This is a genomic window from Paenibacillus amylolyticus (assembly GCF_051136285.1).
Taxonomy (GTDB): Bacteria; Bacillota; Bacilli; order Paenibacillales; family Paenibacillaceae; genus Paenibacillus; species Paenibacillus amylolyticus_F.
In genome coordinates, this window is record NZ_CP194938.1 from 4,722,488 (window position 1) to 4,747,887 (window position 25,400).

General features: G+C 45.1%; 23 protein-coding genes and 1 riboswitch. Of the genes, 16 read left to right on the forward strand and 7 right to left on the reverse strand.

Going from position 1 to position 25,400, the window contains the following annotated elements:
* Positions 1-238: 238 nt before the first annotated feature.
* Positions 239-1,267, reverse strand: a complete 1,029-nt coding sequence (locus ACR8BL_RS20625) for a BtrH N-terminal domain-containing protein (protein ID WP_434749295.1) — start codon at positions 1,265-1,267, stop codon at positions 239-241.
* Positions 1,268-1,870: 603 nt separating this feature from the next.
* On the reverse strand, positions 1,871-2,923 hold the full coding sequence (locus ACR8BL_RS20630; RefSeq protein ID WP_434749296.1) for a helix-turn-helix transcriptional regulator: 1,053 nt from the start codon (positions 2,921-2,923) through the stop codon (positions 1,871-1,873).
* Between the two features lie 95 nt (positions 2,924-3,018).
* On the opposite strand from ACR8BL_RS20630, the gene ACR8BL_RS20635 reads away from it, so the two are divergent.
* The 7 genes from ACR8BL_RS20635 (at position 3,019) to mmuM (ending at position 11,733) form a co-directional block, all read left to right on the forward strand.
* Positions 3,019-3,462 (forward strand): VOC family protein, encoded by a 444-nt coding sequence (locus ACR8BL_RS20635; protein WP_434749297.1) that lies wholly within the window; start codon positions 3,019-3,021, stop codon positions 3,460-3,462.
* A 266-nt stretch (positions 3,463-3,728) separates the two neighbouring features.
* Positions 3,729-4,649, forward strand: a complete 921-nt coding sequence (locus ACR8BL_RS20640) for a methyl-accepting chemotaxis protein (RefSeq protein WP_434749298.1) — start codon at positions 3,729-3,731, stop codon at positions 4,647-4,649.
* Positions 4,650-4,869: 220 nt separating this feature from the next.
* On the forward strand, positions 4,870-6,582 hold the full coding sequence (locus ACR8BL_RS20645; RefSeq protein WP_434749299.1) for a spore germination protein: 1,713 nt from the start codon (positions 4,870-4,872) through the stop codon (positions 6,580-6,582).
* Positions 6,583-6,628: 46 nt separating this feature from the next.
* On the forward strand, positions 6,629-7,729 hold the full coding sequence (locus tag ACR8BL_RS20650; protein ID WP_434749300.1) for a GerAB/ArcD/ProY family transporter: 1,101 nt from the start codon (positions 6,629-6,631) through the stop codon (positions 7,727-7,729).
* Complete coding sequence (locus tag ACR8BL_RS20655) at positions 7,726-8,928, forward strand: Ger(x)C family spore germination protein (RefSeq protein WP_434749301.1); 1,203 nt, start codon at positions 7,726-7,728, stop codon at positions 8,926-8,928. The genes ACR8BL_RS20650 and ACR8BL_RS20655 overlap by 4 nt, the downstream gene beginning before the upstream one ends.
* 142 nt (positions 8,929-9,070) lie before the next feature.
* Positions 9,071-9,172: riboswitch (SAM riboswitch) on the forward strand.
* 90 nt (positions 9,173-9,262) lie between these two features.
* Complete coding sequence (mmuP, locus tag ACR8BL_RS20660) at positions 9,263-10,657, forward strand: S-methylmethionine permease (RefSeq protein WP_434749302.1); 1,395 nt, start codon at positions 9,263-9,265, stop codon at positions 10,655-10,657.
* Positions 10,654-11,733 (forward strand): homocysteine S-methyltransferase, encoded by a 1,080-nt coding sequence (gene mmuM / locus ACR8BL_RS20665; protein WP_434749303.1) that lies wholly within the window; start codon positions 10,654-10,656, stop codon positions 11,731-11,733. Before mmuP ends, mmuM begins: the two co-directional genes overlap by 4 nt.
* Before the next feature lie 345 nt (positions 11,734-12,078).
* On the opposite strand, the gene ACR8BL_RS20670 is transcribed toward mmuM, so the two are convergent.
* The 3 genes from ACR8BL_RS20670 to ACR8BL_RS20680 all read right to left on the reverse strand — a co-directional run bounded on the left by ACR8BL_RS20670 (position 12,079) and on the right by ACR8BL_RS20680 (position 14,326).
* Positions 12,079-12,741: a hypothetical protein gene (locus ACR8BL_RS20670; protein ID WP_434749304.1), complete on the reverse strand. Its 663-nt coding sequence runs from the start codon at positions 12,739-12,741 to the stop codon at positions 12,079-12,081.
* A gap of 12 nt (positions 12,742-12,753) precedes the next feature.
* Entirely contained in the window at positions 12,754-13,077 is a 324-nt protein-coding gene (locus tag ACR8BL_RS20675) for a hypothetical protein (RefSeq protein ID WP_434749305.1), read from the reverse strand.
* A 427-nt stretch (positions 13,078-13,504) separates the two neighbouring features.
* Positions 13,505-14,326, reverse strand: coding sequence for a helix-turn-helix domain-containing protein (locus ACR8BL_RS20680; RefSeq protein ID WP_434753192.1), 822 nt, complete (start codon positions 14,324-14,326; stop codon positions 13,505-13,507).
* Positions 14,327-14,561: 235 nt separating this feature from the next.
* Here ACR8BL_RS20680 and ACR8BL_RS20685 point away from each other — a divergent pair, with 235 nt between their 5' ends.
* The 4 genes from ACR8BL_RS20685 (at position 14,562) to ACR8BL_RS20700 (ending at position 18,902) form a co-directional block, all read left to right on the forward strand.
* The gene (locus tag ACR8BL_RS20685; RefSeq protein ID WP_434749306.1) at positions 14,562-15,338 is read left to right on the forward strand and encodes a sugar phosphate isomerase/epimerase family protein; all 777 of its coding nucleotides are present in this window, start codon (positions 14,562-14,564) and stop codon (positions 15,336-15,338) included.
* A 73-nt stretch (positions 15,339-15,411) separates the two neighbouring features.
* Positions 15,412-16,434, forward strand: a complete 1,023-nt coding sequence (locus tag ACR8BL_RS20690; RefSeq protein ID WP_434749307.1) for a Gfo/Idh/MocA family protein — start codon at positions 15,412-15,414, stop codon at positions 16,432-16,434.
* 630 nt (positions 16,435-17,064) lie between these two features.
* The gene (gene ltrA / locus ACR8BL_RS20695; RefSeq protein WP_434749308.1) at positions 17,065-18,357 is read left to right on the forward strand and encodes a group II intron reverse transcriptase/maturase; all 1,293 of its coding nucleotides are present in this window, start codon (positions 17,065-17,067) and stop codon (positions 18,355-18,357) included.
* A 413-nt stretch (positions 18,358-18,770) separates the two neighbouring features.
* Positions 18,771-18,902, forward strand: coding sequence for a hypothetical protein (locus ACR8BL_RS20700; protein WP_434749309.1), 132 nt, complete (start codon positions 18,771-18,773; stop codon positions 18,900-18,902).
* A gap of 220 nt (positions 18,903-19,122) precedes the next feature.
* Here ACR8BL_RS20700 and ACR8BL_RS20705 read toward each other — a convergent pair whose 3' ends face one another.
* Together ACR8BL_RS20705 and ACR8BL_RS20710 are read right to left on the reverse strand one after the other, a co-directional pair.
* The gene (locus ACR8BL_RS20705; protein WP_434749310.1) at positions 19,123-20,073 is read right to left on the reverse strand and encodes an aldo/keto reductase; all 951 of its coding nucleotides are present in this window, start codon (positions 20,071-20,073) and stop codon (positions 19,123-19,125) included.
* Positions 20,074-20,188: 115 nt separating this feature from the next.
* The gene (locus tag ACR8BL_RS20710; RefSeq protein WP_434749311.1) at positions 20,189-21,193 is read right to left on the reverse strand and encodes a Gfo/Idh/MocA family protein; all 1,005 of its coding nucleotides are present in this window, start codon (positions 21,191-21,193) and stop codon (positions 20,189-20,191) included.
* Between the two features lie 117 nt (positions 21,194-21,310).
* On the opposite strand from ACR8BL_RS20710, the gene ACR8BL_RS20715 reads away from it, so the two are divergent.
* The 5 genes from ACR8BL_RS20715 (at position 21,311) to ACR8BL_RS20735 (ending at position 25,387) form a co-directional block, all read left to right on the forward strand.
* Positions 21,311-22,150 carry an AraC family transcriptional regulator gene (locus ACR8BL_RS20715; RefSeq protein WP_434749312.1) on the forward strand — a complete coding sequence of 280 codons (840 nt, stop codon included), beginning with the start codon at positions 21,311-21,313 and terminating at the stop codon, positions 22,148-22,150.
* 132 nt (positions 22,151-22,282) lie between these two features.
* Positions 22,283-22,690: an RrF2 family transcriptional regulator gene (locus ACR8BL_RS20720; protein ID WP_434749313.1), complete on the forward strand. Its 408-nt coding sequence runs from the start codon at positions 22,283-22,285 to the stop codon at positions 22,688-22,690.
* Between the two features lie 170 nt (positions 22,691-22,860).
* Positions 22,861-23,313 (forward strand): nuclear transport factor 2 family protein, encoded by a 453-nt coding sequence (locus ACR8BL_RS20725; protein WP_434749314.1) that lies wholly within the window; start codon positions 22,861-22,863, stop codon positions 23,311-23,313.
* Positions 23,314-23,600: 287 nt separating this feature from the next.
* On the forward strand, positions 23,601-24,122 hold the full coding sequence (gene loaP, locus ACR8BL_RS20730; protein WP_434749315.1) for an antiterminator LoaP: 522 nt from the start codon (positions 23,601-23,603) through the stop codon (positions 24,120-24,122).
* Between the two features lie 266 nt (positions 24,123-24,388).
* Positions 24,389-25,387 (forward strand): 3-oxoacyl-ACP synthase III family protein, encoded by a 999-nt coding sequence (locus ACR8BL_RS20735; protein WP_434749316.1) that lies wholly within the window; start codon positions 24,389-24,391, stop codon positions 25,385-25,387.
* Positions 25,388-25,400 lie beyond the last annotated feature (13 nt).

A 25,400-nucleotide genomic window follows, 5' to 3' on the forward strand; every position in this document is an offset into this window, starting at 1 on the left:
AAACCTATTTAATCAAGGGAAATACAAACGGAGGGAATACTATGAAGGAGTTTAGAGACATCTAAGCCGATCCTACCGAACATTGACGAGTAGACTGACAAGTATATAGTGTATAAGAAGATATTCAACTAGAAAGTCAGGAGAGTTGGAATAACTGAAGTGAGGTTAACCAGCCAAAATGGTTAACCTCACCTCTTAACACGTTAATATTCTAAAGATTCAGAAGTGTTCAATTTAGCTAAAGCAATTCGAGAAGTTTTCTTAAAGTAATTTTTTCGGAAAATACAACTTTATTAATTTTAGTGTCTATACGTTCTAAGATACTTTCGCTAGTGGTCATATTGTATTTCATACTCAGATTGAGAATTAATAATGATTCATCTACAATTTTTTTATAATCATTGTATATATCAGTGTTCGCCAAATTTAAATAATGTATTCGTTCAAGCATACACTTCTTATGTTGCCACAGAAGATGTGGAATACGGAGATCCAAACTTTTATGTCCAGAACTCTCTTTTAATTGCTTGTTTAAATTAAGGATATATTTATAAACTTCTATGCCAAATATCCAAAATTTCTTGTTTTGAACGTAAGAATGAGGTCCATCCACTGGGATTTGATCCCAATAAATGCCCTTGTTAACACTTTTGGATGATAAATAATCTTCTATTTGAATTTTGAGATGTTCAGTATTGAGGGTGTATTCTCCTGGTTTACGACTAATCACTCGAAACAATCTGCGGAAGTGTTCACAAATCTCGCTCTCCCAAGCTTTTTTTAGTTGTTGATATGATAGTGTAGTTTTAGTGAACTTTCCATTGTCTAAACTATCTGCAATGTAAAATACATTTGTTGCATCATCATACCCATACACTAGCAGGGAATGCTCTTTATGCATCTTTTGATAATGAACACTTAATGGAATATAGAATTGGTCTAAATGAAGCCAAATGTACTTGTTTTGATCTAAATAACTAGTTAAGACTTTCTGAATATCAAATTTATAATCATAATAAATAGTTTTATGCGACGGTTTGTAGACCTCTAACCACGGACATGATGTTAATCCTTCACCATATTCAAAAAATGTAAAATGATCGGTAAAATACAAAGTGTCATCACAAGTATTAATACCAAGAGCTATAAAATTACTATAATACCAAGGCAAATAGCTCTCATCTTTTGCAATAATGGAAAATAGTGTTGCGTAAACGTTATATGTATTTAATTTCGGTTCATACATCGGAAGAATAACGCTATTCATTAATGTTCACTCCTAACTCCTCAATTATCGCACCATGATTGGCAAACGCGGAACTCCCTTAACCCTATTTTTTCTAGATAATTTAACCCTAGCAAAGAATATCTTATCATTGTCAGTCGTGTGTAACAATATGAACTGTTCATTTGTGTTAAAAATTTGCTATTTGATATATTTATTAAATCAAAATACAAATTATAACTAAAATAATAAGTAACTTTTAAGTTGTGATTCCTTGAACTAAAAAAGTGGGGCAGTGTCCAATTTTAGAAGATAGAAATATAATATTTGAATATCAATATTGATATAGAGTTGATTCTCATCTAATGAAGAATGGCTTATGACCGCAATAATAAAAATATTCACAATTCAAACATAAGGGATTCCTGATAAGACTGGCTATTTCAGATTATTAATCGCGCAATGTTCGGACTAACATTCGGTAATAAAGTCATTGCAGAAGGGCATATTCATTCTGGAGCTTGTTTTGTAAAAACAAGGAGAATGGAAACTTTAGGGTAATAGCCTGGTGTCTTAAAACTTGGTGATACATTTGGTAACAAGGATGTAGTTAATTATTCCCTTTTGTTTTCACTAATATTTGCTCTACCACTCAATACACTCCAGCAATTTCAGATAATATTGTCTCAACGACTCCTTCAGCGATTCTGGCTCTACGATCTTAATAGATGTGCCGTAACCTGCAAGGTAACTCACGATGAAGTCTAATTCATGAGGTTCATAGGTTCCCAGGAGCAGATGGACGCCGTCCTTTTTTTCAAGACGCATGGACGGGTAGTGATTTTGCCGAAATTGTTCTATCCCGGCCTCGCTAATGTTACATTGAAACGAGATAGCTTGTTCGGAAGGTTTCCATAAGGAAAGAAATTGCTCTGCTCTCAGAACAGACAGCTCAATAACAGGTTCCATATCCGTTAAGACAGCCGAAATGATTCGATCACAGCGAAATACACGATAAGCTTGTTTCTCCAGATCGTATGCCTGACAGTACCAGTACCCTTTACTGGAATATAGCAGAATGGGCTGTATAACACGGGTGCTGGTTTTTGGTTTGGAAACTGCTTCTGACTGATCATGAGTGGATTCCAGGTTTTCTTTGGTAGGCTCTTTGTTCTCAAACGAAACGGTGACCTTACTCTGCTCCGTCGCGCTCCTGATTTTGTCAGGATACTCAATCTGAATAACCATTTGCTGTACCGCAGCCTCCAATAGAAGCTCCAGATGAGTACTGTCTTTGATCTGTTCTGTATGTTTAAAGGTGACACGTTGTTGCATGTGATCAATAGTCTCTCGTTGTCGATCGGATAACGCTGCCATGAATTTCTCATGCACAGAGTCAAATGTCGTCTGAAAGGGCAGGCTGGTGAAACTGCGAAGGGCCTGCATGGCGAAGTACAGGGCATGGAGCTCATCGGTATTAAAAGAGATCGGAGGCAGCTGCATCTGCTGAAGCAGCCGGTAGCCGCCATAACGTCCATATTCGACATAGATGGGCGCACCCATCTCTTCTATGGACGCAATGTCCCGCAATGCGGTGCGTTTGGATATATGAAACTGTTGCATCAATTCAAGCAGGGTGAAATGTTGTTTTTGATTAATGAAACGAAGCATATGGTGTAAACGTTCAGTCTTTTTCACCTTTCCATGTCCCCCCTCTCAATGGTGCCTTTAATTGGCACCTTTATTCGTTATAGTGATAAGTGTAAGTTAAACGAATAGAGGAGGCAAACAGAATGAATCTTGAAGTGATTCCTTTTCTCTCGATGAACGGAGAAGCGGCTAAAGCAATTACATTTTACGAAAAAACGTTAGGTGCAAAGGTATTGTTTCGAAAAAGCTACAAAGAAATGAAACAAATGAGTCCCGGTTTCACGTATCCTGCAGGGCAGGATGAGTACATTACACATTCGGTACTGGAGATCGGAGCGAACAAAATCATGATCGCTGAGGACGCAATGGATGCAGAGCGACCATGGGAGCTGGGGAACAGTACATCGCTGTGCATTCAATCCAAGGATCAAGGCCAGATGGATCGACTGTACGCGGCATTGGTACAACATGAGGGAGTGAAGGTACTTGTGCCCTATGAACGGAATGAATTCAGTCCCGGATATGGGATCGTCCGTGATCCGTTTGGTGTTGTGATTCAGCTTTGTGTAACGGTACATGATTTTTAAGGTTTGAAGTTTCTAAAGAAGAGCAGGTTATGGTCATCCATAACTTGCTCTTTATTTGGTTTTAATTTCCCAGATCATACCCAGAGTATGAAGGTTGTATGTACAGCAAAAAAAATATTTTGGGATTCATGCAAATCAGTGATCCAAAAGTCCCGAATTCGGGTATCATTACTAGGAGTCAACGCATAATGCATCTGTATAGAACGGCATTCAGTGGTTAAATAACAAAACTTTATTGACTATGGGACGGATTGTGGGGGATTTGGATGTCTTTATTGGAGACTGGGCGGCAAGATGAGGTTACGGACGAGCTGGTGGTTAAGGCGATGGAGAAAAGTTTGGCGATCATTCGATTCGACCTGAACCGCAGGGTTACATATGTGAACGATGTATTTGCTTCAAGGATGGGGTATACCAAGGAAGAGATGTATGGTATGCAGCATCGTCAATTATGCTTTGGAACATTTGCAGACAGTCCAGCGTATGAGGCGTTCTGGAGAAGTATTTTGGGTGGGAAAAGCTTTCAGGACAAGATCGAGCGCATGGATGCGAATGGTCAATCGGTATGGCTTGAAGCTACATATATGCCGGTATTTGACGAGTCGAATCGGAAGGTGCTGGGAGTCTGCAAAATGGCTACCGATATTACGAATCGCCAAAATAACATTACAGCCGTTGTTCAGGAACTGAAGGCGTTGTCTCATGAACTGAATGAGCAGGCAGGAGCTGGCATCGGTCGAAGCCATGAACTGATGTCCAGCGTTTCTTACATCTCGGAGGTATCATCGGCTAACCAGTCTACTCTATCTCATCTGCAAGAACAGGCCGGTTCCATTCAGGGTGTGGTCCGAACCATTCGCGAAATTTCGTCTCAGACACAGTTACTCGCGCTGAATGCAGCGATTGAGGCTGCGCATGCAGGAGAGTTCGGCCGAGGATTCGATATTGTGGCCAAGGAAGTACGCAAGCTGTCAGCCATGGTAGAGAATTCAATTAATGAGATCCGTGACAGTGTTACGGGCATTACCAAAGAGATTACCAACATCACAAATGGTACGAAAAAGGTAGAGGACTATGTGCAGCAAAGTCACGAACGAATTGAGATTGCGTTAAACGACTTCAAAACGATCGCAGCCGCAGCTCATTTATTGGATGATAAGGCACAGCATGTGACTCGAATTGTGTAGGTTATGCCTTAATGTATACATTCTGAACATAGAGGTTGATTGATTTTCAGAACGATTCTGCTCCTTGCAGGGTCGTTTTTTTGTTGTTCAGAGAATGAAGAGAAGAAAGCGTTCTTTTGGATATGTTGGCAGAAACATGGAATTTTTGCGGGTAAACAGGACACAATAACTTGGGAATACCTGTAGTTTGATTTTGCAGAGAGGGGGGAGGGATATAAGCATGTGGTCCACCATTATATCGTATATTCCCGAATGGTCGATATGGGCTCAGGCTATGCTGGTACTGATTGTTCCGGTGAGCATTACTTTGATCTGGCGGTGGTTGAATGCAGCGATCAAGCGTGGCAGCTTTTCTCGTTCCCAGAACCCTTCTATTTCCTCCAGAGATATCTCGCCAGCAGCGGTGGGTATGGGGCCCGGTAAGGAGACAGGTCATTATGCCAATATTAAATTAACGGGTGAATATGCGACAGATATGACAAGTATAAAAGAGACTTTCGCCCAGAATGCAGACGTACATATTCGCGAATTCACGATCAGAGGTACAAACACAAGGGCAGCTGTCCTGTATACCGAAGGTTTAGTGGATCAGGGACTCGTTGATGAACACCTAATTACACCGCTTATGCTGGAAGGGGTACCCGAACTGAGGCAGGAAGGGTTCGTACACCCGGATAACGCAAATCTATTATCAACTTATCTCAAAAATCAATTGCTTCCTGTAAGCCAGATTCAGGAGACAAGTTCGCTGCAGGAGCTTGCACTTGGTGTACTGGTGGGGAAAAATGGACTGCTGGTGGACGGTATGCCAGCCGGAATGCTGATTGGCACGCCAAAGGGAAAAACACGAAGCATCAATGAGCCGTTATCCGAGGCATTGCTGCGTGGTCCGCGGATTGGATTTACGGAGCAGTTAAGTGACAACATGGGCATTTTGCGCCGATATGGCAGTGATCAGAGCTTGTTTATTCAAAAGGTTGAAGTGGGTTCACGTATTAAGAAAGATCTGGCTATTGCTTATATTCAGGATATCGCTGACCCGAACTTGGTGGCGGAAGTCGAGAAGCGTATTCGTGAGATGGATATGGACAATTTCCTTGAATCAGGCTATGTCGAACAATTGATTGAAGACAATACGCTAAGTCCGTTCCAGCAAATATTAAATACGGAAAGGCCTGACCGGGTGATTGGCGCCCTGATGGAAGGACGAGTTGCTATTTTACTGGATGGGACGCCATTTGTGCTCGTTGTGCCAGTGACCTTCAGCATGCTGCTGCAATCTCCTGAGGATTATTATGAACGGTGGATTCCCGGGACCTTTATGCGTATGCTGCGTTTCTTATCTGCCATGCTGGCCTTGCTTGCTCCCGCGCTGTATATCTCGTTTATCTCCTTTCATCCAGGTCTGATTCCCACCAAGCTGGTGCTGACCATTATCGAAACAAGAACAGGTGTACCTTTTCCATCCCTCATTGAAGTATTAATAATGGAACTCGCCATTGAAATTCTGAGGGAAGCCGGAATACGTCTACCGAAACCGATTGGACCTGCAATGGGCATCGTTGGGGGTCTGATTATCGGGCAAGCGGCAGTGCAGGCCGGGATCATCAGTCAGTTTCTGGTCATCGTGGTGGCCGTTACGGCAATCTCTTCTTTTACCATCCCGGTATACAGTGCAGGATTGACGCTGCGAATTTTGCGGTTTGCTGCTATGATCAGCGCTGCTGTACTCGGATTATATGGTGTGATTATGTTCTTTTTGCTAGTCTGCACTCATCTGGCGCGGTTGACCAGCTTTGGGGTTCCATATGTGGCCCCGGCTGTTCCATATCGTTTGAGTGACTGGAAGGATTTCATTCTGCGTGCGCCGCTTTCCATGATGAGAAGACGTCCCGAGATGATGAATACGGTGGATGAGGATCGGAAGAAGTAGGCCGGTCATCCGCTTCAATCAATTGTAAGCGTGGAGGTGCAGTGAAGTGAATGACGCTCAGGGGAAAATAAGCACAACACAGGCGGTTGTGATCATCGTCAATTATATGCTGGGTGCAGGGATATTAACGTTGCCACGAACGACGAGCACAGTTGTGGGAACACCTGACGTCTGGATTTCCATTATTCTGTCTGGTCTGATCATCACAGGGGTGGGTATTATCCTTGTGACTCTGTGCCGCAGGTTTCCCGAAAAAACAGTGTTCCAGTTCACAAGGGAAATTACCGGACGCTGGATTGCTTACATTCTGGGATGTGCGATGATTCTGTATTTTATGATTATTGCTGCATTCGAGATCAGAGTGATGGCCGATGTAACAGGCATGTATTTGCTTGAGCGTACCCCTACGTGGGCTATTGTGATGGTGTTTATGTGGATTGGTATCTATCTCATCTCTGGCGGGCTATCTGTGATTCTGCGTGTATTCGAGATCATTCTGCCGCTCACACTGGTCATCTTCGTTATGGAAATACTGCTTAGCAATCAATTGTTCGAGATAAGCAATTTAAGACCGGTTTTGGGTGATGGCATCTTGCCCGTGATCAAAGGTTTGAAGCCAACTCTACTGTCTTATACAGGTTACGAAGTCATGCTGGTCATTACTGCATATATGCAGAATCCGAAAAAAAGCAACAAAGCGATGACTTGGGGCTTAGCTATTTCCACTGCCATGTACCTTATTACGGTTGTTATGGTGGTGGGCAGTCTTTCTCTCGAGGGCATCAAAACCAGGACATGGCCGACGCTGGATCTGGTTCGAAGCTTCGAAATACAAGGCTTGATCTTTGAGCGCTTTGAATCACTCCTGCTGGTCATCTGGATTATGCAGATTTTCTCCACCTTTGCGATTACCCATTACTGTGCTTCTGTAGGCATTCGTGATTTATTCAAGGCGAAGAAGATGGGCAAGATCATGTATATTCTGCTACCCATCATTTATTTGACGGCGATGATGCCCAAAAATGTAGATGAGACCTTCGCACTTGGCGATATGCTGGGTAACGCCTCAGTTTTCCTGTTCGCCATCTTGCCCCTGGTCTTGCTGCTTCTTAGCATGATACGCAAAAAAGGAGGCAAACACGCATGATTTTCTTTCGCCTGCTGGGACGGATCACTTCCGTCGTGGCCATCCTGAGTATACTCTCGGGCTGCTGGAGCAGCCGTGAGATTGAAGATTTGAGCTTATATGTCGGGCTCGGCATTGATGTCGGTCAGGAAACCGAATTCGAGAAAAAGACTTCAGAGCAGGGGGGAGATTATCCCAAGCTGGACAACGTGACAGCCACCGTTCAGATCGCACCAGGTTACTCCAGCACCCAGAAAAGCGACCAGCCTGGTTCACCTGCATCCGGGAAATCATCCTATTCCAATGAACGGCTTACCGGTGATTCCATGCTTCAGATTTTCCGTCAGTTTGCCTTGCGTCGTGACCGTCCGCTTATTGGGCATCACCTCAAGGTGATTGTTATTTCCAAGGAGATTGCCAAAAAGTACGGGCTGAATCAGCTGCTTGATTTTGTTCTGCGAGATAACGATATTCGTCCGAACTGTCTGGTGTTGATCAGCCATCATCGGGCGTTGGATGTGCTCACATCCAACGATCCATCACGCATTCCGGCATTTTATCTCACGGGTATTACGAATAATTCCTATATCTCCAACAAGATTCTAGAGCCTGTAACGCTGGCAAAACTGGATGCACAAATGCAATCCAAGTCAAGCTTTCTGTTGCAAAATGTACTGAACTATAACGGGGAGGACAAGTTTTCTGGAGGAAGCATTTTCGATGGCAAAACAACGAAATATATTGGTGAGCTTAGTCAAACGGATTTAGAAGCTATGTCCTGGCTGGAGCCGGAGCAAAAAGGAGGGGTAATTAAAACGTACAGTAAAGAAGGTTTTACAGTGACCTATGAAATCAAAAAGAAAAAGATAAAAATTATACCAAAGGTGGCTGGAGGTAATATTTCGTTCCACGTCAAGGCAGAGTCGGAAGGCTGGTTAATGGAGGATTGGCGTGCCCCTGAAAAAGAAGAGAAGGGAGCCTATCTTAAGGAGCTTGAAAAAGATTTTGCCAAAATCGTAGATCAACAGATCGATCAAATGCTCTATAAACTCCAGCATACGTATAAAGCTGATGTTGCTGGCTTTCGGGACAGCCTCCGAATTCATTATCCGAAAACGTGGAAAAAAGTAAAAGATAACTGGGATGAAGTGTTTGCGACGGCACCTATTACGTATGAGATTAAAACGAGTATTGTGAATCCGGGATCTTCCACAGAGTAGTCGATACTCCTCAATCGGAATACTTAATGTGTTAACTCGGCACTAAGGGGGGGGAAAGCTTTGCCTCAGTCAGACGTAGGCGTAGTGTGTATTTAAATGTTGACACATCAGGCAGCAGTCGATATAGTTATACAAAATCATTTTCTTATCCAGAGAGGTGGAGGGACTGGCCCTTAGAAACCTCAGCAACAGATCTGAAGGATACTGTGCTAATTCCAGCGGGTGAAAGCCTGATAGATAGGAGCGTTTGTTTTTATTTGTCAGTAGTGGCGCACTCTTCGGGAAGAGTGGGTCTTTTTTGTTTGTTCTGGATGAAGGAGCGGGGAGCAGGTTTATGGAGAATAGAAACGATAAAGGTCAATTTCAGCGAAAAATGCAAACCAGGCATGTGGTCATGCTTTCTCTTGGCGGCGTCATTGGAACAGGTCTGTTCCTTAGTTCGGGGTATACCATCCAGCAGGCCGGACCACTTGGTACGATTCTGTCCTATCTGATTGGTGCATTGGTGGTGTATCTGGTGATGCTTTGTCTAGGCGAACTGTCTGTACATATGCCGGAGACGGGTGCATTCCATAGTTACGCAGCCAAATATATAGGACCAGCTACAGGATACACCGTAGCCTGGTTATATTGGCTTACTTGGACCGTGGCACTGGGTTCGGAATTTACAGCCGCCGGTTTGCTCATGCAGCGCTGGTTTCCATCCGTAAACGTGTGGATCTGGAGTGCGTTATTTGCGCTGATGATTTTCCTCTTTAATGCATTCACGGTAAAACTGTTTGCAGAATCAGAGTTTTGGTTTTCTTTGGTGAAGGTGATGACGATTGTACTCTTTATCATTCTTGGTGGTGCCGCGATGTTTGGCATTATTCCGATGGCGGATGCTGAATCGGCTCCGTTCTTCTCCAACATTACAGCGTCAGGGTGGTTTCCGTATGGAGCGACTGCGATTTTCATGACGATGCTGGCTGTCAATTTTGCCTTTTCAGGTACAGAACTGATTGGTATTGCCGCAGGGGAAACGGAAAATCCAGAGAAAACGATCCCGAAAGCGATCCATACAACGCTATGGCGTTTGATTATTTTCTTTATTGGTACAATTGTCATTCTGTCTGCTCTTCTGCCGATGTCGGATGCAAGTGTGCTGGAAAGTCCATTTGTGGCGGTCATGGAGCGGATCGGTGTTCCGTATGCGGCAGATGTGATGAACTTTGTTATTTTAACAGCGATACTGTCAGCAGCTAACTCGGGACTATATGCTTCCTCACGGATGCTCTGGTCATTGGCGGATAAAAAGACAATTTCTCCATGGTTTGCTCGTCTGACCAAACGCGGTGTGCCATTCAATGCGCTAGTGCTTAGCATGGCTGGTGGTGCACTGGCTTTACTGTCCAGCATCATTGCGCCAGGGACGGTTTATATTACGCTCGTCTCCATCTCGGGTCTTGCTGTAGTGGTCGTGTGGATGAGCATCAGTGCATCCCAGTATATGTTCCGCAGACAGTATTTGCGGGAAGGACATGACGTGACAAAATTGGTTTACCGGACACCGCTATATCCAATTGTGCCCATCATTTCATTTTTGTTGTGCCTGGCATCCTGCATCGGGATAGCTTTTGACCCAACACAGCGGATTGCTTTATACTGTGGTATTCCATTCATTATTTTGTGTTATGTCGTGTATTATTGGACGGATCGTACGAAGAAGAAAAGAGGGCTGACTTCATGATTCAACGTGAGCAAACGAATGATATAAATGCAATACAGCACATTCTGGACAAGTATCCTGTTATGATTCTGGATGGCGCACTGGCGACAGAGCTTGAACAACATGGCTGTGATCTGGATGATCCGCTTTGGTCTGCACGGGTGTTGCTGGAGAACCCGGATGTCATTGTGAACGTGCATGCTGATTATTTCCGTGCAGGGGCAGATTGTGCAATCACCTCCAGTTATCAGGCAACAGTGGAGGGCTTCCGCAAGCGTGGCATTGGAGAAGAGGCTGCACTGGATCTGATTCGCAAAACAGTAGAGCTGGCGGCGAATGCCAGAGATGATGTATGGGCAGAAGTACAGGGTGGCACAGCAGGTGTAGAAGGTTCAACAAGACAGCCTACGGTAGCGACATCGGAACATGCCGAGAATGCGGGGAACGAGCAGAGTGAAAATCGTACAGGTGAGCATACTGGTGGCGAGAAGCCGCGTCGTCCGCGACCTGTCGTTGCTGGCTCTGTTGGCCCATACGGTGCCTATCTGGCGGATGGTTCCGAATATGTGGGACATTACGGCGTATCGGACGAGACACTGACTGCGTTTCACCGTCCTCGCATGGCTGCGCTGATTGAAGCAGGGGCTGACATACTCGCATTCGAGACCATTCCTTCGTTGCAGGAGGCTCGTGTTCTTGTAGAATTACTTAAGGAGTTTCCGGATGCTAATGCGTGGATTTCTTTTTCATTAAAAGATGGGACAAGCATTAGCGAGGGAACACCGCTTGAAGTATGCGCACAGACCTTTGGCTCGGAGCCGCAGATTGCTGCAATCGGCCTGAACTGCGCTCCGATGGAAGTGGTCACGGAAGCCATCGGTATTCTTCGCCAAGGCAGCGATAAACCGATCATCGTGTACCCGAATTCAGGTGAAACCTACGATGCCGAGACGAAAACATGGAGCGGCCAAGGTTCCTGCGGCAGCATGAAGGATGCATCGGAACAATGGGTTGCTGCTGGTGCTCAGATTATTGGCGGATGCTGCCGTACAACACCACATCAGATTAGCGAGCTGGCGAAAAAGTGGCGGAGCTAGAAGATTGGATGTAGGGTTATGTATCCTGAAAAGTTAATTGTATGAATGTAAAGAAGCCCTAACCGATCAATTTTGGATCGGCGAGGGCTTTTTAAGTGCGAGATGCGGAAGGTAACGTGGGATCCACATCAATGTGAGGAGATTCCTCTCTTCTGATTTTCTAATTAAGCTACTAATTTAACTCCATATTAACTAAGGTCCGACCTTCGTTACTTATGATATACAGACCCGTTGTGTTATGGAGATACAGGGATTCATTCTCAATATCCAATTCGCCATTTTTGTAAGTGTGTAGGACGTTCAGGTTAGTCGTGTCCATAATAACAAGTTCCTCTGTGCCATTCTTTACGGATGTAAACATAAAACTAAACTAGTGCTATCTACTGCCACATTAAGTGGTGTGTAATCACGATTATAGGTACGTGGTTCTGGCAGATATGGCTTTTCAGCTATTAATTTACCTGAAGATGAATATAGCTTGATTTGATTATTTTTAACATCCACAAATAAAAAACGTCCGTTTAATTCGTAAAACCTTGTAAAATATTCAGTGTAAGGAAGTTGTTTTGTCCAGTTTAGTTGCCCTGAGCTGTTGTAGCCTTTAAGCGTCTTCATTTTTTTGTAGATATTATATTGCAGGAATGTGCCGTCAGATAGACTCCTAATCCCGTTGTAACCTTTACCGCCAGTAATCGTTTTAATTTTTTTTCCGGTGTTCAGGCTAATCAAGTACAGATCGGGGTGATCTCCAAATTTACTGCCGACAATCACATCTCCATGAATCTGGTACATAAAATATGGAGCCTTTAACTTTTTGCTTAAATTTCCTTTGGTATCGTAATAGTAGAGGGTACTGCTTTTATTATCGTCGGATCTCCAAAACAAATATAAACTTCCATTTTTGCCTGGAATGGCGGCCTCAGCCCCGTCTCGTCTCCACTCTTCTGGCGCACCGGGCAAAGCAGCTTTCCATATGACTCGACCTGTAGCTACATGCTTGGCACTCACTTGATTATTTTTTTAAATGAATATATATCCATAATGAGAAAGCTGGTATTCGTTGTTCGTTGGCATCGACCAAAGGAGTTTCCCTGTTTTGGCATCTACACTGTCGATATAATAGTCATTATTTTTACCTACTTTATGGATGAATAGGCTCTCATTTCCCGTAGCATCTATATCTTTCTTCATTGAATATGAGCTTGTGCGGTTCTTTCCACCGTTGGTAATATCATATTCCCATTGAGGTTGTAGAAGATCTTGAGCGAGAGTAGGCTCAGACGGGATTACAAGAAAGAAGCACAGGCTGGCAATGAGCCAGTAGTTAATCCGCTTTAATTTCAAGATTGGTAGACTCCTTATGTATATTCTTTTCATTATCAAAATAACCGGTATTTTCTAGTCGACTATCCGTCTCTAGGTATAAAAACAACTCGTTCTTGTTATTGATAAACAACTCTTTAACCAAGACAGAGGTCAAATTTAATCTGGGCCTACCGTTTCATTTTTAATATCCTGTACAAGCCGTATAATCTCCGCAATACCTAATAACAATAGTCCTGCCACTATGCCGTTTAACATAACTTGCAGAGCCAAAGACCATTGGAATCCGCTAACTTCGTTTTGTCCATCGATGATTCCTGTGATAGCAACTATTCTTTAATGATATAACTTAAAAATGTAGATAAAAAATCACAATTTATGTATTTATGATAAAAAGAGAAGCCGCACATAAGGTGCAGCCTCGGTTGAGAATTACAACTATTTTAACCTACACATGTTCCAGATCATCTATCGGTTCATGCTGTCTGGATTTCTGGTACTCTGCTGGAGCCACGCCGAAGTGTGCACGGAACACTCGATGGAAGTAGGAGTAGCTGGCAAAACCGCAGGACTCGGCAATATGCTCCAGTGTCATCTCGCTGTATTTCATACGCTCCAGTGCCGCATTCAGTCGGATTTCGATGGCATACTGGATCATGGTCTGATTGTAGTGTTCTTTGAATAAACGCACGGCACGCGAGAGGCTGAGTCCGGCATAACGGGCGGCTTCCTCCAATTTAAACGTAACGGTGGCATGTTCTTCGATAAAACGCTTGAGCTTAAGTGCCGAAGAGACAGCCCGGTCGGTCTGAATATTTTCGGTAATCGCCCGGTCAATGTACAGGCATAGCCCCCGCAGCAGAGCGTCCTTCAGCTCCGTATTTTCCTCCAGCGGCCCACGTCGTTTCTCCAGCAGCATGTTGCGCCACAGGCTGATCAGTTTATCATCCAGACCAATACGGCTTACCGTCGGACGCTGCTGACGTTTCCACCATTGCTCTATCCAGGCGCCTTCACAGAACAGATAATAGTCCCCGCTGGACAATCGTCCTTCCTTATGCGGTTCATCCACGACGAGACGGTAATCATCCCCGGGTTTTAACAAAAGCAAATCACCGCTGGTCATGCGGAATTCCTCTTCCTGTACGTATACTTTGCACGAGCCTTCCGTCTGCAAGCGGAACAGATAGGTGGATAGCTCGCCTTTCATATTATGGGTGAATGCCTTGTAGTGATAGGAGTAGTCACAGATTAGTACGGATGTGTCCAAAGTTTCCACAGTTGTACCCCCCAAAACGTTCAATCCTGTCGTATCAGCGGAATTATAGGACTGCCAGTGAGCAGCCCTATAACTGAGTTCACGGATTAAATCAGGATGGAAATAAAATTTGATCAGATAGTTCATGTTTCGATTATATTGTATATGTTCATTTTAGCCTGTTTTGCGTTAGGATGATACCAGATAGAGCAATGTAAGCAAATTTGAGAGCAGAGGAGTATCTGTCATGAAAAAACTTAACATTGGTTTGCAACTTTTTACACTTCGCGATGAAACGGCAGCAGATTTTCGTGGTACACTGCGCAAAGTAGCCGCGCTTGGATACGAAGGGGTAGAATTTGCCGGATATGGCGACATTCCAGCAGAGGAAATGAAAGCGCTACTAGACGAGCTTGGTCTCAAAGGTTTCAGCAGCCACGTGTCCCTTCATGCGATGCGCGAAGACCTGCAAAAACAAATCGATTACCTGAAAACAATTGGTGCACAATATATGATCTGTCCTTATCTGATGCCGGAGGATCGCCCGGACAATGAAGAAGGCTGGACAAAGCTGTTTGAAGAGTTGCAACAGTATGGAGCCGAAGCGGCAAAACAAGGTTTGGTCTTTGGTTATCACAACCATGACTTCGAATTCCATGGTCAAGTTGGGGATGCCAATGCTTTTGATGCGATGTTCGCTCAAACCACACCTGAAGCAGTACAAGTGGAAATGGACGTATGTTGGGTGCAATTTGCCGGACAAAATCCGATCGAGTATATTAATAAATATGCGGGTCGTTTGCCGCTGCTTCACTTGAAAGATTTTAGCAAAGACGAGCAGGGTCAGATGAAAACTCTGGAGCTGGGACAAGGCGAAGTGGATCTGCCAGCTGTTATTGAAAGCGCAACAAATGCAGGCGTGGAGTGGCTGATTGTGGAGCAGGACGTATGTCAGAACCCTCCGCTTGAGAGCGTAGAGAACAGTCACAATTGGCTGAAACAAAACTACCTGAACCAGTTCTAAGAGTTCAACTTCTATAGACGTAACATCTGACCGTGTCAAACATGAATCTAATTGTCAAAGGAGACTTTTGTACATGAGTAAAATTAAAGTTGCTGTATTCGGCTGTGGAGCTATCGCTCAGCGCAGACATATTCCAGAGTACGCTGCCAATGAGAACGTAGAACTTGTTGCATTTGCTGATCCCGTAGTGGAGCGTGCGCAGGAAATGGCTGAAATGTACGGAGGTAAAGCATATTCCAGTTATGAGGAATTGCTCGCAAATGAAACAACAGTAGAAGCGGTGAGCGTATGCACACCGAACTATCTGCATGCACCTATGACGATTGCTGCTGCCAATGCGGGCAAACATGTCCTGGTTGAAAAACCGATGGCGGTTTCCACTGAAGAAGGCGAGCAAATGATTGAGGCGGCTAAGAAAAACGGCGTATATCTGATGGTAGGTCACAACCAACGTCTGATGCCTCCTCACGTGAAAGCAAAAGAAATTCTGGATTCCGGCCGACTGGGCAAAGTACTGACCTTCCGTACTGCTTTTGGTCACCCGGGACCGGAAGGCTGGAGTTTAGATGGAGCTGGTAGCTGGTTTTTCCGCAAAGAAGAAGCAATTATGGGTGCCATGGGTGACCTTGGCGTGCACAAATCCGATTTTATCCGTTATTTGCTGAACGACGAAGTGTCCGAAGTGGCTGGTTTCATCAGCACGCTGCATAAAGAAGGTACAGATGTGGATGACAATGCGACATGTTTGCTGCGCATGAAGAGCGGCGCAATCGGCACACTCGTAGCCAGCTGGACACAATACAGAGGCGGAGACAACAGCACCGTGCTGTGGTGTGAAAACGGCGTAATGAAGATCGGTACAGTGGAAGGTGACGAGGTCATCGTTGAGTTGACCAACGGTACAGTAGAAACGTACAAAGTCGGGGCCATGGCGACCAACGAAAAACAAGTACCAAGCGGTGTAATCGATGCATTCGTAGAATCTATCGTGACGAAGACGCCACCAACCATCTCTGGTGAAGAGGGCTTACGTTCCCTGCAAGTCATCCTGGCTGCGTTTGAATCCGAGAAAACAGGTCAGATCGTTAAGCTGTAATAGGGTGTATTTAGGATATAAATTGCTATTGAATCGCAATCATTAAATTTAGAGGACATTCTCCAGTGTAGTGTGCTGGTGGATGTCCTTTTTATGTGAGGCGTGCCCAGCAAAGCACGCATCTTCTAGCCGGTGAAAGTCCGGTCGCAGGAGGGGCCAAGCCCCTGCGTAGCTAGGATACTTGCGTATGGCGAAATCTGTACGTAAAAGCGTATCGACAAAAGTACCTGTCAGAGACAGGGCGAGCGACATGCCAGGCCGTAACATCAAGTGAATTCTGCCGCGTCGTCAAAAAGGCCTTGCAAGAGGGACAAGAGGAAGCCGAGTCGCGCTCATATCGACGAAGGCCAAGGAAACTGTTTGGAACTTGGAGCGACAGCGAAGAATCCTCCGGCGTAAAGGGAGCGGCATGGTCTGAAAGAGGATGCAGTGAACTGGGGAGACCCTCCCCCACACGGGATTTTTTTTTAACCCCCGTAAAGAGACGCTCTATAAGTCCAAAAGACGAAGTGAAACGTCTGTGGGAAGGGAGTCCGAGGGGCTCATAGTACCGAAGAACCCAAGGACAACATAACCTTGGGGAGGGAAGGGGCTCTGCTTTGTTTATGCTTTTGGAGGAGGTACGAGTGAGTGAATGCCAACCAGCTAACAACACCAAAGGAAAAAGTTCAAGAACTCCAAGAAAAGCTAGGTCATGTGGCCAAGGAGAACAAGAAGCGTAAATTTCATGCTCTGTACGACAAAGTCTACCGCTGGGATGTGCTGTGTGAAGCCTGGAAACGGGTGAAAGCGAACAAGGGAGCTGCGGGAGTAGATGAGGTGACGTTCGCACAGATTGAGGAGCAAGGAGAGACACGTTTCCTTGCGGAATGTGAGCGAGAACTGAAAGAAGGCAAATATCATCCGCAGGCTGTAAGGCGGCACTATATCCCGAAGAAAGATGGGAAGCAAAGACCGCTAGGCATCCCCACCGTGCGCGATCGAGTCATACAAATGGCAACCAAGCTCGTGATTGAACCGATCTTTGAAGCAGATTTCGAGGAAGTATCCTTCGGATTTCGTCCGAAACGAAGTGCAAAAGGAGCGCTAGAACGAATTCGGAAAGCCTGCAACCGCAAAGGAAATTGGGTAGTCGACGTCGATATCCAAGGCTACTTCGACAATATAAATCAAGAGAAGCTCATGAAACTGGTGGAAATGCGTATCAATGACAGGCGAATCTTGAAATTAATACGGAAGTGGCTTCAAGCGGGAGTGATGGAAGAAGGAAAGGTGAGGCGATCCGACTTAGGAACACCGCAAGGTGGCGTGATTTCACCGCTTCTAGCGAATATCTATCTGAACTACTTTGACCGGCTATGGGAGAAACACGGAAGTGGGTTGGGAGAACTGACAAGGTATGCAGACGATTTTGTCGTGGTCTGTAAAACCAAAAAGGATGCGGAACATGCATTTGAACTTATACGCAGAATCATGGAACGTCTGGAGCTCACGTTACACCCGACCAAAACCCGGATTGTCGGTCTATGGACAGGAGCCGAAGGATTCGACTTTCTAGGAATGCACCACCGCAAAACGAAAGCAGAAACGTCGCAAGGGAAGGTATATTACACCACGCAGCAATGGCTAACCGAAAAGGCGGAAGAACGTATTCGTGGAGTCATTAAAGAGCGATTATCCCCACCGAGTATGCGATCCAGATCATTTGCGGAACAGGTGAAATGGCTCAATCCGAAGATTCAAGGGTGGAGAAAATATTACTACACGAGCTACAGCCAAAAGAGATTAGCGAAGCTGGACTGGTATATGTTGCAACGGTTAACCCGGTGGTACGCGAAGAAGAGACAACGCAGAAAATGGATAGGTTCAATAGCCGAGGTGAAGTACATCGCCAGTCAATATGAATTAAAAACGCTATTGTAATCTGCATGCCCATGAATGACAAACATCGGAAAGCCGTATAAGGGAAAACCTCACGTACGGTTTGATGAGGAGAGGCCGGGTTTTGCCCAGCCTTTTACTCTAGTCATTGGAGGGGGAAAAGTGTGTGTGGAACTCTAGAATTACGCTAACGATCTCAGATAAGCTTATTTGCATGATTTTGGAAGTCTGAGAAATCTAACGATCACCAGCGACGTTATTTCCCCAAAATTGCCTCTAAAAGACCGAATTTGAGGGTGAGATGGGAAAATAGCGTTTCTCGTGATCGTTAGAATTGAGAACAGGCTAAAATAGGCGAAATAGCGTCATCTGAGATCGTTAGAAATTTGGCGTATGTCTTTTGGCTGCAAATGCTGGTTCCAAGTGGGTACCAATGATGGATTTACGGTGGATTAGTGAGAAAGTATACTTTGCGACGTGTGCGTGTGCGTGTGCGTGTGCGTGTGCGTGTGCGTGTGCGTGTGCGTGTGCGTGTGCGTGTGCGTGTGCGTGTGCGTGTGCGTGTGCGTGTGCGTGTGCGATTGTGAGGTGATATTGCCAAAAACAGCAGGCCCAAGCTAATGTTCAACTGCTTGGAGCACGTTGTTTATCTGGCGTCTCTCCATTAGTTCAGTTGCACAGCTATCAAAAAAACGGGACAAAGCGGAAATTCCGTTACCTTGATCCCGTTTTTTAGCTTGATATTTGTGGTTTATTTAAAGATTTTTTCTTTGCATTTAGCAAGTTTAGAATTTCAGGACAATATCTTCAGACACCTGCTGGTTTAACATCACTCGCCAGATCGATCCAGGCAATCTCTTCCGAAGTCAGCGTAATGCGCGAGCCTTCGTCACAGGAAAGCAATTCTGCCTGATTTTGTGCCCCGATCAATGCGCAGGTTGGGAAGGATTGATTCAATACATACGCCAAGGCAATCTGAATCGCCGTTGTATTTTTGGATTCAGCCAATTCCCCGGCACGGCGCAGTCGTTCCCAGTTGCCATCACTGTAGAATACACGCACAAGATCAGCATTGTCGCGTACTTCAGGCGTGAAACGTCCGGTGAAGAAACCGCGAGCCTGGGAAGACCAGGACAGGAGCGGCAGCCTGCTCTGCTCATGCCATGCGAGCGTTTCGGCATCTGCAGATACACAGCCTGCCCAGAACGGCTCGTTTGCTTTGGCGAGACTGAGGTTCGGGCTGCTGAACGTGAATCCTTTGAGACCATGGGAGGCGGCATAAGTGTTAGCTTCTTCTAACCGCTGCCAGGTCCAGTTGGAGGCGCCAAGGGCGCCGATTTTGCCAGACTCGACATGTTCGTTCAGTGCCTCCAGAATGGCAGCCACAGGCATGTTGGGATCGTCCCGATGCAATGCATAAAGTTCAACATGATCCGTCTGCAACCGCTCCAGACTTTCGGTCAGGTCACTGCGAATGGCATCGGCATTGACGCGAGGGCCGTTTTGGTCATGGTGTGCCCCTTTAGTGAGGATGACCATCTGGTCGCGATTGGCACGTTCCTTCATGTAACGTCCCAGAACCTCTTCGCTCTGTCCGCCGCAATAGATGTGCGCTGTATCTACCGTATTGCCGCCAATAGCCAGGAATGCATCCAGATTTGTCGCAGCTTTTTCATAGGTATCATGGAAGAAATAGTCTGTTCCTTTGATTAATCGGGAGACTTTTTTGCCAGCACCGGCGATTTCAATATATTCCATAGATAAACCATCCTCTCATATATAAGGTGAAATTCATTTTGGAGTGTTCATTCGAATAAAAAGTCAGAATTTAGAATCAGCATGAAGCTGCTATATGTTGTATCTAGTCCTTGCCTTATAGTGTGATTCGTGTACGTTCTTCTGCGGAGCGAAGACAAGCTTCGAGTACTTTCATATTGGCTGCCGCATCGGAAGGAGCGAAACGTAACTCTTTACCCTGAAGCACCGCACGAGCCATATCATCTCCTTGCAGCGCGTAATGATTCACCTGCTGCACTTCAACCTCCCGACGCTCACCACCTGCAGTAACGTAGAAGTTAGAGCTGTTGTCCGGATTCGCAATATAAGCCGAAGGTACTTCAATAATACCGTCAGATCCAAGCACCTCTAGCGTATTACGAAAAGCTGCCCACATACTGCTGTCGAATGTAACGCCAACATGATTATCGAATTCAAGTAATCCGGAAGCCATCATATCTACCTGATCATGCTCCGGGGAGAACATGCCAATGACAGTTACCGCTTTTGGCTCCTGTCCCAGCAGGAGACGAGCAGCACTGATGGAGTAACAGCCGATATCGTACAGCGCGCCGCCGCCCCATTCTTTGCGGAAACGTACGTTGCCGGATGAACCGGAATTGTTAAACGAAAACGTACTGTGAATGCCGCGAATTTCACCAATCTCGCCGCTGGAGATGATTTCTCGAATCTGGTCATAACGCGGGTGATGACGGTACATGAAAGCTTCAGCCAGATGCACACCCGCATCCGCACACGCCTGAACCATCTCTAGTGCTTCTTTTTCCGTAAGAGCAAGTGGTTTTTCGCATAAAATGTGTTTTCCAGCTTGTGCTGCGCGGATCGTCCATTCCCGGTGCAGATGATTCGGTAGTGGAATGTAAACGGCATCAATTGAATCATCTTCCAAGATTGCTTCATAGCTACCGTAAGCCTTTTCAATACTAAGTTTATCAGCAGTTTGCTGTGCTTTATCGAAGTCCCGGCTGGCAATAGCGGTAACTTCGTTTAATTCCGATTGCTGTAATCCAGGAATGACGGAACCTATTGCAATGTTGGCGCTGCCAAGGATACCCCAGCGTAACTTTTGAACAGAATTCATAACTTGTTTCCTCCTGTATTTGAATGTATATTGTGATTATAATAAATAGATGAGTGAATTAAAATGATAATATATTGAATATCATTAACACAATATTGTTTAATGGAGTGAATTGTCATGATGAGACAAACGGTATTGCTGACCCTGCAGGATATCCCTTATTTCTGTTACCCGGAATCTGTAGGACATTATACGAATCATGCACAGCACGCCGTATTACGGGAGGCAGGGGTCCTCAATAATTTCAACATTCACTATGTTGCGGCAGGCAAAGGATATATGGAAGTAGATGGTGTGGTGCATGAGCTTCGGGCGGGTCAAGCGGTGCTTTATTTTCCTCATCAGCGGCAGCATTATTATAGTAGCGAAGATGAGCCGTGGGACGTACGCTGGGTTCATTTTTACGGAGAACGGCTGCATGATTATATGCTGGAGCGGGGCTTGCACCGTAATCTGTTATGGACGCTGAGACAGCGTACTTCCTGGGAAGAAGCTCATCTGGCGCTGCTTGAAGAGGCGGAGCAGAACAGGATGCTTCGTCCAGCCCAGTTATCCACGTTGACCTATGCTTTGCTGGCGGAATTCGTACAGCATGCCGTGCCGCTTAAGAACACACGTAACACAAGCAAAACGGAGAGCCGGGTGCTTTCACTTTTACCGCAGATGCAGCAGGAGGCGTGTGAGCCTTTTCTATTACAGGACTGGGCGGATCGCGCAGGGGTAAGCACATATTATTTTTGCAAAATATTCAAAAATGCCGTCGAGATGACTCCGATGGAGTTTATTACCCGGTCACGGTTGCAGATGGCGAAGCAATGGCTTCTTGAACGACCGTCGGCGAACATTGGGCAGATTGCGGAGGAAGCGGGGTATCCCAATGCCAGCTATTTTAACCGTCAGTTTATGGCACATGAGGGCATGACACCTACCGATTACCGAGGGTTGTATCATAAGTAAGGAAGATAAATCGATGAAGCAAACTTCCAGCAGGCCATCTGCCTTGCCGACTTTCATGTGCATTCGTTTGACAGAGCCTTTAATCAGGTCTATTATGGATAAATTAAATCCGTATATATGAGGTGACTTCTCATGAAATATTCCAAAGCAACAAACTATGCTCTGCATACGATGTTATATCTGGTTAGCACTGCGCCTGAGCAACTAATCAGCGTGCATCAACTGGCTGAGTTTCAGAAAGTATCTCCTACCTACCTTTCGAAAATATTAACCAAATTGGTCAAAGCAGGCATGATTGAATCCACATCCGGTGCCAATGGCGGTTATCGGTTGAGTCGCAAGAATCCTGATCCTTCTTTTCTTGAAATTATTCATGCCATCGAAGGCAAGGCTTCCTTATTTGAATGCTCGCAAAATCATAATGCATCATGTCTGATCCAGCAGGTCATGGTTCAGGCGGAGGAAGAGATGGAAAGTTTCCTGCATCATAAAAAAATGTCCGAGCTGGCATCCCAGATGAGGGAAGCTCATTCACTATAGTCTTTGTTGCTCTAGTGTGGCTCTGGTATGTTTTTATTCCAGTAAGATTGGGTAATGGTTTTGAATTTCTCACTTGGGGTGGCGTTGTGCCTGACAGAAGGGCAATGTTACAATAAGGAAGATACTATATATACATACTTAATCATATTTACATCTCTGGAGGGAAACACATGAGCCAAACGACAACGATGACGGAACTGGAGCAGCTGCTGGCAATCGAAAATATTAGAAATACCAAGGCGCGTTACTGCCGCTATATTGATACGAAAGCATGGGATGAGTTGGGTGATGTATTTGCCCCCGATGCTGTTGCGGACTTCAGTACGGAAGGCAATCCAATTCCGGTTTTGAATGGACGTGACACCATTGTACAAGTGTTCCGTGAACTTGTAGACCCGGCGGTAACTGTGCATCATGTACATAGTGCGGAAGTGGAGTTCGTATCCGCGACCGAAGCAAAGGTGATTTCTCCGATGGAGGACTGGGTGACATTCCCTGAAGGCAATGACAACAAATCCTTTCATGGGTTTGGGCATTATCACGAAACATTTGTCAAAATCGATGGACAGTGGCGCATTCAGCACACCAGCTTGAAACGTCTGCGACTGGATCTGTTTGAATAAAAAAAATAAAAACGTAAAAAATCACCTGCGAAATTTCGGGATGCAGGTGATTTTTTATCTATTTGGGAAGAAGAGGCCAGAGGGATCTGACAGAACAAGAGATATTTATGTAAATTAAAAGATTAAATTACAAAAAAATGCAACAATAGCATTGACGATCCAATAATTCATGGGTTAAGATATCAATAATTAAATAATTACAAAAAAATACATGGATTGAAGTGTAGAGTTCTTTCTGGATTATGTATTCTTCTGTTCGACTACTCTGCAAATCAAAGGATGACGCGATGAACTGGTACGCATTATTCGTGCATACAGGAAGCGAAGAAGTCATTAGGAGATACCTACATATGTATCTGGGAACATCCATTCGTGTTCTAATCCCCAAGAGAAAAGTCCCGGAGAAGAAATCGGGTATTTTTAAATCCTCTACCAAAAAAGTCTTCCCTGGTTATGTACTTATCCAAGTCAATATGACCGCCGAAACTTACCACTTGATCTGCTCCATACCTCATATCATCAAGATGTTGGGAACCAATGCAAGCTGCACTCCGATCCCGGATCATGAAATGACAACGCTGCTAAATCTTGTTAATCCGGAAGACATCATCGATTATTCAACCGTTTATATGGAAAATACCACAGTTGTTGTGCTCGACGGTCCCTTGAGGGGCCATGAGGGTATTATTAAAAAAATTGACCGACATACGCGCAGAGCTAAAATCTGGCTTCAGCTAACAGGAGATCAAGAACCTCGACTTATTGATTTAGGTGTTGATATTTTATACGCAAGTCATATGAGAAAGTAATTTTGTAATCTGTAACCGTACAAAACTGGAGGAGCAAAATGAAGCTTAGGCACATTTTGTAACCAAAGGGGTCATACTTCTTTTTATGATAAAATACACATTATAGTGTGTTTCAACTGGGCGAAGCTATGTACAGGGTAACGATTCTAACTTAAAACTGAATAAAATATGTCGATGGCAGTGAAGCGCAAGGGAGCGGATGAACTGTTTTTTTTGTTGTCTCCAGAGAATCGGGTATTCGCAATCAGGGAAAGGAAGGTGCGAACATGAGACAAATGATTGTCAAAGGTATGGGCATGTATGTGCCGGGTACGGTGTTGACGAATCAAGAGCTTGAGGCTATGGGGATTAACGCTAATGCGGACTGGATTTACCAGAATCTCGGCATACGTGAACGGAGAATCGCAGAGCAGCATGAGTATACCAGTGATTTGGCAGCAGAGGCAGGAAAGCGGGCTGTTAAGCAAGCTGGACTGGATCAGGAGGATATTGATCTGATCATCATGGCAACGTTCACACCAGACCGTCTGGTTCCACATTCAGCTGCACTTGTAAAACAGAAGATAGGTGCCAATCAGGCCAGTTGTTTGGATATTCGTGCGGGCTGTGCCGGTTTTAGTTATGGCATGATGAATGCGTATTATACCCTTCAGGCGGAGGAAGATATAAATAATGTACTGGTCATTGGAGCTGATACATACTCCAAGGTGACTAATTGGCAGGATCGTTCAGCATGCTCCAGCGTGGGTGATGGTGCAGGAGCTTTTGTTTTACAAGTATTGAATGAGGAGGATAACGCCAGTCACAGCATTTTTATAAATGGTATTATGCATCATGAAGTGATGGAGAATATCGAACATGGAACGCTGCCTGTGCATTATGGGCGCATCAAGGAAGGGGCTGTTTCTGTGTATACGTCCAACGGGAGATATCTGTACGAGCAGCTGGCCAAGGGTATTCCGCGGCTCGTTAACCGGCTGCTTCGTAGAATAAAATGGGACATACGGGACGTGGATCTGTTTATCTTCCCACAAACGAACAGCAATCTGATTCGTGAACTGGCCGTTTCTCTCGGTATTTCTCAGGAAAAAGCCTATATGGCGATGGAGAAATTCGGATATACGTCGAATGCTTGCCTGCCGATTGCAGTTAACGAAGCCGTGCAAGAGGGTGTGTTGAGGTCAGGTGCACGTGTAGTCATGGTTGGTGCAGGAGCAGGTACCTATTATTGTGCCACAGCCATCAGATGGGGCGAGATCTTGTAAACCGAGAGGAGAT